At 46.9% G+C, this 7,368-nt stretch carries 5 protein-coding genes; all 5 read right to left on the bottom strand.

Annotated elements, in window-relative coordinates; translation table 11 throughout:
• Nucleotides 1-15: 15 nt before the first annotated feature.
• The 5 genes from B9J87_RS08745 to B9J87_RS08725 all read right to left on the bottom strand — a co-directional run bounded on the left by B9J87_RS08745 (nucleotide 16) and on the right by B9J87_RS08725 (nucleotide 7,095).
• Entirely contained in the window at nucleotides 16-2,313 is a 2,298-nt protein-coding gene (locus B9J87_RS08745) for a glycoside hydrolase (protein ID WP_094150259.1), read from the bottom strand.
• Nucleotides 2,314-2,388: 75 nt separating this feature from the next.
• Nucleotides 2,389-3,216, bottom strand: coding sequence for a DUF2861 family protein (locus tag B9J87_RS08740; RefSeq protein ID WP_094150256.1), 828 nt, complete (start codon nucleotides 3,214-3,216; stop codon nucleotides 2,389-2,391).
• Nucleotides 3,209-3,862: a response regulator transcription factor gene (locus B9J87_RS08735; RefSeq protein ID WP_013868288.1), complete on the bottom strand. Its 654-nt coding sequence runs from the start codon at nucleotides 3,860-3,862 to the stop codon at nucleotides 3,209-3,211. Before B9J87_RS08735 ends, B9J87_RS08740 begins: the two co-directional genes overlap by 8 nt.
• Nucleotides 3,859-5,304 (bottom strand): ATP-binding protein, encoded by a 1,446-nt coding sequence (locus B9J87_RS08730; protein ID WP_094150253.1) that lies wholly within the window; start codon nucleotides 5,302-5,304, stop codon nucleotides 3,859-3,861. Before B9J87_RS08730 ends, B9J87_RS08735 begins: the two co-directional genes overlap by 4 nt.
• A 93-nt stretch (nucleotides 5,305-5,397) precedes the next feature.
• Nucleotides 5,398-7,095: an RluA family pseudouridine synthase gene (locus B9J87_RS08725; RefSeq protein WP_094150251.1), complete on the bottom strand. Its 1,698-nt coding sequence runs from the start codon at nucleotides 7,093-7,095 to the stop codon at nucleotides 5,398-5,400.
• Between the last annotated feature and the right edge of the window lie 273 nt (nucleotides 7,096-7,368).

Here is a 7,368-nt window from a genome sequence, read left to right as displayed (position 1 = left end):
GAGTGAGAGATGAGACTATTTTTCTGTCTTTAGCGTATCCGATGCCCAAATGAGGTTTTGCCCATTGCTGAGTTCAGCTTGAATACTCAAGGCTGGAACTATTTCCTTATCCTCTTTTTTATATGGCTGCGTAGAGAAATTGGCGGTAATTTTACTGCCATCACCAAAGGTTGTTTGTTGTACCATCCCTTGTTCATCAAGCCATTTAAAATCGACTAAAGGTTGGTTCCACACGACTTCATGGATTGGTGCAAACCCTTGCTGATAAAGGCGTAATGCGTTGACTCGAGCACTGTTAGGCGTCGCTTCATCACGGCTAAGGTGAATCATCGCCGGGGTGTTATACAGCATGGCGATTAAATCTCGCTCTGCTTGCACGTTGGAAAACTTCACGCTGTCGTTGTGCCAGTGGTGGCTGTTGATCACCTCATCATGGAACACGGTCTGATAGAGAGGAATACGGTATTGCGGTGCAAATAACAGTGTTTTGTACGGCTCTTTGACTTGTGTGGGTTTAAAGAAAAAATCTGGGCTCGTTGTTGGAAACCATGCTCCAAGAAAGTAAGGCGATTGGCGGTTAGTTTTCATATCAGGATCTGTCCAGCCAAATCCTACCGTTTCTAAACCATGAGCAAAAGAGAGCCCTTGTGTCGTCAGGCTGTTACCATCTTCAGAGCCGAGAACCACATTCTGTTCATTGGCTATCCAGCGCATGCGTTGATTAAATGCCTCCAGCATCGCGCTTTCTTTCATTCCTTGGCCCTCTTGGTATGAGTAATCTTCACGGGCCATTCCGGTCCCATCCACATCAAGAAACAGGCTGTTAAAGCGGCCATATTTTAAAATTGCCTCAATGCGTTGCTGCACAAAGCCCAATTGGCAGGCAGGGTTGAGATAAAAGCCGTTGCCACGAAACCCTTTTTGTTTTTTGCCGTCGGCGTTTTCTATCGCACATTGCTTGCGCATTGCATCCGGTAGCTGCGCGGTAAGCCAACCATCGTTGATGCCTTTTGCAATGGCGGTATTGTAGGAGTCGTACACCCCAACTAAGTAGCCAGCCTGTTTCGCTTGATCAACCACTTGTGGCTGGTAAAAGGCGGGCATCCAATTATCCAAACCTAGCCAGAGGTGCTGCAAACCAGCTGAGCTGAGTGCGTCAATCATGGATGTCGATAGCCCCTGTCCCCAAGTGCTGGCATCACGTAGAAACGGTAGTTTCTGCTCTGCGAGCCATGCTTTTCGTGCCTGAGCGGCTTGGTATTGGCTAGCTATCCCTGCTTCTTGGGTTGAAGGTTGCTCTTTTATCCAAGCATTGAGCGAGCGGTTCACTTCGTCAATCAACAACCGTTTGTTGTAGTTGTTGAAAAAATCTTTTCCTTTAACGAGTGGCTTAAGCTCTTTGAGCGCTTCGTTTGATGCTACCCACTGGGGCTGCTTAAAATACCATTCTTTAAGTGCCCAGAAATCCGTCACATCTTGTTTGGACACTAAGTCTTGGCCAAACAAGTAGACATGGCTTGCGCCGATAAGCTGTTTTATGGCTGGGTTTTGCTGCGCTTTTTGTTCGAGCGTTTGTGATAACCCATTCTCTTTTCGCCACTGACGGTAGCGTTTGGCACCATCTAGTGGTGAGTTGCCAAGGGAGATTTCCACCTCAAAAGGCTCATCTTTATTGAGTACAGTGAAAGCGTGCGTGGCTTGCATGTCTAGCTTGTTTTGCTTGGCGCTAAAATTGAGTTTGTTGTTGGTGGCGGTATTGAGTTGGTAGCTCACATACTGCTCATTGCCAGCTTCTACACTCCAAAATGGCATTTTGAGATCTTGGGTGGTATTGCTGGCAGAGCGTTCCGCTATGAGGTAGTTCACCCACTGTGGGTTATCGGTTGGAATCCGCATTCCTTCACTAAAAGGAAGAATAAGCGTTTTGCTTTGCTGCTCAGGCAGTTCAAACCACTGCACGGTTAACGGTTTAGCACGAGAGATCTTACTCTCAGCGCTTGCGGTAATCGACAGCTTCAATGTTTGTTGTAAATTGGCCTCAACCTTTAACTGACTAGGAACAAGCAGCCAAGAGGCGTGATGTTGATTATCTTGTTGCAGTTGGCTGACTTGCTGTGGCTGGCCGTTAACGGTTAGCTGGCCTTGGTTAATGGTTAGCTGGGCATTTTGCTGCCAATCAATAGCAAAATTTTGTGGCTCTATTTGCACGGTTTGGTTTTGATTATGCAGTGTAATTGACGCCGGTTGTGATTGGCTAGCCAACGCCAAAAGTGGCGTACAAGTGATCAATAAAGAACAAAGTGGTTTATACATGGTTTGTCATTTCCAGTGTGTCTCGGTGTGTTGATTACATAAGAAATCGACAACTCAATTGTCACCCTGATGTCTTCATTGAGCCTGATTTGGCAGAGTCAAACGTTGTACATATTCCACTTTGATTGCTCCTTGATATTCGACAGTTTTGATCAGAGTACTGAGCCATTTAGCCGAGCTGGGGGATGAGCTTGGTTTGTCCAATAATTGTTGAGTATTACTTATTGCTACCATATCTTGCTGCTTGATTAACTGAAATTGGTCGTCAAACCATTGCCAAGCAAGGCTTGTTGGGGGGCAGTTTGTCAATGCTATGGGGGACTCAAGTGCTAGTGGGTAACCACCGTTGGGAGAGGCGGATTGTAACCATGTGGAGCCAAAAGGCATGGTAAGAACTAACCAATAGTGTTGTTTGTCGAGTGTCAGTCGATAAACGCCATCTTGCGGAGCAAAGAGCAGTTCTCGGCTTTCTAATTCTATATAAGGGGTTGATGACGTTACTTGGCTCTGTGAGATGAGCAAGCCATTGTCAGGGCCAAGAAGTTCAACCTGACTAGGCAGCTCTGCTCCTTCCATTGATAATTTGAACTGGTAACCTTGCTGCATCACGTTGGTTTTTTTTTGTATCGAGACTTTGATCAGCGCCGCATTTGGTACCACATCGCTTAAGAGCTGTTGGCCACATTGGGTTTGTTCAATAATGGCATGCTTGACGCTTGCCCAGTGTGGCGTGGCAATGGTTTGGTTATTGAGTACGAGGATCAACTCTTGCCAGGCAAGCTGTGGCTGATGGTTCGCTAAAGCGCGATAGGTTGATTGCAGTGGTGTTGCCATAAACCAATCATCACTCACGGCGTGGCTTGGACTAACGACGAACAGTGCAAACAGCCAAAGGTTACGCATTGGACACCTCGACTAAACGGTACCCAACGCCACGAACGGTTTCGATATTGAGTGAGGGTAACTGCTGCCTCAGCTGTAAAACATGATTATCGACGGTTCGAGTTGAGGGAAAGGCTTGGTAGCCCCACACTTTATTGAGTAGTTCATCACGGTGAAAAACACGTCCTTGATTTTGAACCAGCAGCAGTAATAGCTGAAACTGTTTCGGTTTTAGCGTCATCAACTGCTCACCTAAGGTAACGCTGCGCTTTGAGAGATCAATGGCAATGTCAGCGTAGGAAAGCAAGCTTTCTCCTAATGGTCGCAGTTGCGCTTGAATTCGCGCCAGTAATTCTTGTTGCGAAAATGGTTTAGTGACGTAGTCTTTCGCCCCCGCCATCAGACCTGCTATTTTTTGCTCAACCTCGATTTTGGCCGTCAGGATGATCACTGGCACGGCTTTGGCCATTAGCCATTGAGGCAGATGATCCAAGCTGTCTCCTTGAGCCAGTTGCCTATCTAAAATCACCAAATCGGCACGAAACCATGCTTTTTTGACTTGTGAGAGCTGCTGTACCCACAAACAATCAAAACCTTGCTGTAGCAAGTAATCATGCAAACCTTGCCCGAGTAGAGGATCATCTTCGACCAATAACAGTGTGTTCATAATGGTAATTCCAATTGGCAGCGAGTGGGGTGGGCTTTACAAGTCAGTTTGCCGCCCATTTTAAGCATCAAATGGCTCACAAGACGGAGCCCAATCCCCATATTGGAAGTTGTGCGAGAACGGGAAAATAGCCGTTTTAGACGAGAGGGAAACTCGCCTTCATCGCTAACGCAAAGCCGCAGTTGAGTGTCAGTCACGCTGGCCGTTATTGAGATTGTCCCTTGACCATGTTGCTTGGCATTACGGATCAAGTTATCCAAACAGATCCCAAGCCAGTAATACGGTAGTGTGAGCTCGATATCTTGTGTCAGTTCATAGCTGAGTTCGTGTTTCGCTACGCAGTGATCTAACCAATCTGAGAGATAAGCGGTTTGACATTGAAACGGCTCATTTGGGTCGCTACTCAAAAATCCTTTACTGGTCTGAGCAAGCTGAGCTAAACGTTGGTGATCGGCCAGTAAGCGGCCGAATGTATCTTGGGCCAGCTCTGGCAGAGTATCAAATTGCTGGCGAAACTGCTCAACGGTCAAGCCAAGACTGGTGATAGGGGTGCGTAGTTCATGTGTTAGCAACTGTAAAATAAAGCGTTTTTCTTTGGCTTGTTGGCGGCGTAACCAGAGCGTCCTACTCAGCGTTGCCGCGAGCAACAGCAGTAATATGACCGATAACCACAGTGAGATATTGGGTTTTTCTTGGCTAGAGACACACAGATTACTGTAGCGTAATTGGCAACTTTGAGTAGCCGCTGTGATGGCCGACAATACCAATTGCTGATCGAGCGCGACTTTTTTCCATTGCAATGCGCTCAGTACGCGAATACCGAAATCGCCACTGATCCATAGCCGTTGTTGACGGTCAATATAAGCGCGATAACCGCTGACCAAGGCATCTCGCCCTGCCGTTTCTAAATCGGTAAAAAAGGTGTACAGCGGATGCTGAGGGTCAGAGAGAGTCGTGTAGGGCTGTAGCTCGGCGCTTTGCTCGGCCGTTATGTTATGAGTAGAAAAAGCTAAGTATCGCTCTGCGTAGCTCCCGCCTGCAGGATGCAGAAACGGAGCAGTCTTAAACCAACGGATGGGCAATTCATCGCCTTGGCATAAAGCGAGTTCAAACGACGCTGCTTTTTGCAATTCAGGGCGTGATGCCAAGGTTTTTGATAAACCGGGTGACAGTGCGCACTGTGAGGCTATCGCTTTGAGCTCAGTTATGGTTTGCCATGAATAACGGGAAAAATCAGGATAGGCGCTGGCGCTGAGCAGAAGATCGACAGGGTATGAGTTGATGCTTTGCAATGGCAAGGCTCGCGCAGCCGATAGCGATTCGGCTTGGCGTAGAAAATGCTGCCAACGATCTTGCAGCGTTTGCTCTTGCCCGTGTGCTAGGTTTGATTGCCCTAGCACTGCGGTGAGTGTGATCAAAAGGTACAGCAGCCGTGTTCTCAACGTTAAGCACTTAGAAAAAGGTTCGCATTCACGAAATTATAGCTGTGCTAAGTCAGGATTTGTCACCTCAATGTCACTAAAGCGGAATGTCGATCAAAACTCGGCATCCACCGTGAATGTCATCCTTTGCTTGGTATAAGGGTGATCAAAGCTCAGCGACTCAGCATGTAGATGTAAACGCGCTCCTTTCGTGCCATAAAGATCGTCTCCAACGATGGGCAGGTTGAGTCCTTCCACATGAGCGCAATGCACGCGCAATTGGTGGGTTCGTCCTGTTTTGGGGTAGAGGTAGACTTTACTGAATCCATTTTGGCATTCAATTAATTGCCAGTGAGTGTCAGCGGGTTTGCCATGTTCAAAACAGACCAATTGACGCGGCCTGTCATCTAAATCGCCCCGCAGCGGTAAGCGAATGTCACCATGCGATTGCTGTAATTCACCAGCGAGTAAGGCAAGATAGCGTTTTTCAACGCCGCGAGTAATAAACTGCTTCTGCAGGCTTTTATTGGCTCGGCGGGTGAGAGCAAACACCAATAAACCTGAAGTAGACATATCGAGGCGGTGGATCACAAAAAGCCCTTCATCTGAGCTAAACATTTGTTGCAGACGAGTATAAACCGAGTCCTGAATGTTGACTCCGGGAACGGATAGAAACTCGGCAGGTTTGTTGACGACAATAATGGCTTCATCCTGATAGATGATGTCGATCTCTTTGCCTTGCGCTGGGTTATGCAATAGCGGGTTATCATCGAGCTTCAGCCCATCAAGCATGTGAGCCAAAATCGGTTGGCACTTGTTTTGACAAGCAGGATAGAATTTCTTGTGTTGACGAATTTCAGATTTTGGTGACGCTCCCCACCAGAATTCGGCGAGTGAAATCGGTGTCATCTGATGTTGAAACGCGTAGTGCAGCAATTTTGGTGCGGCGCATTCTCCAGATCCTGCTGGTGGAACAGGGTTAGCCGTAAGACGGAAAATCTCCCCCAGAGATTTTTCAGTGCCGTATTGATTGAGAAATCGATAGTGAGAAAAAAGTCGTTGCTGCAACGCATTAGAGAGATTTTTACGCTGCTCTTTTAACGCATCAATTTGTTCTTGAAATGCGTCTATTTGCGCTTGTAGTTCGTTGAGGTTGACGTCCCACTTGCGCTTTAATTGTTTGAGGGACGCTTTTTCAGCCACACTTTGTTTGGCGAGACAATCCAAGGTCTCACGCAATTGTTGGGCATCATTTGATTGCTCGGCAAGGATGCGTTGCTGTTTACGCTGTTCACGACCTTGAATCATCAGCTGGCGATGCGCTTCTAATTCATCTTGCGCCTGCTGTTGAGCCGTGGCCCATTGCCGCTGAAGTAGCGCACGCTGTGGATCGCACTCCAATTGTTCAACTTGCTGATTAATTTGATTGATTGGCACGCTGCCTTCCAAGAAAAAACCATCGTTAGTGAGCATGTCAAATATAGGCGGCACAAAATGCGGCAGCAGGTTTTGCTCAGCTAACTTCCCCGAGAATGCAGACAGGTACCCTAGCTCTCCACTTTGTTTACGCACCACTAAAACGCCAAACATTTTCCCGATAGCTTCCGGATGCTGGTTTAGCACGCCGTGATTATCGAGCCCAAAATTATGTTGCCAATTCTGCTGGTTCAGCAGGTGTTGTTGCAGCTGGCTTGCCGCTAATTCGCAAAGCGGATGCGGCTCGTAACAAAATGGGAAAGTAAAGCGCTCAGGCAGAGAGTAGCCTTCAATAGGTTTTTTAAAGGCAGTAAAACAGGGCGCTGGTGTCGGCATTTTCTCTGGCTCGCAGTGGATGGTGGTGGAGAACGCAGAATTGTACTGATTTGACCTAGAAATGCCAGTTTCTGGTTGAACGGCGATGATGATACGACTAATTAATGTAACTAGCTTATTAATATCATTAATATAGCCTAGTGAATCCCAAAGAAATAAGTTAACAGTGTCGATTTAACCTGATGCTATGCGTTTATTTAAAACATATAGAATGATTGGAGGATTAATTCATTTTATTTCTATGCAAAACAATGTCAGCTTTATGTTAGTTTT

The sequence above is a fragment of the Vibrio sp. V19_P1S1T109 genome (assembly GCF_002241375.1).
GTDB lineage: Bacteria > Pseudomonadota > Gammaproteobacteria > Enterobacterales > Vibrionaceae > Vibrio > Vibrio anguillarum.
The sequence above is the reverse complement of the archived record's forward strand: the minus strand, read 5'-3'. Positions and strand labels throughout refer to the sequence as shown.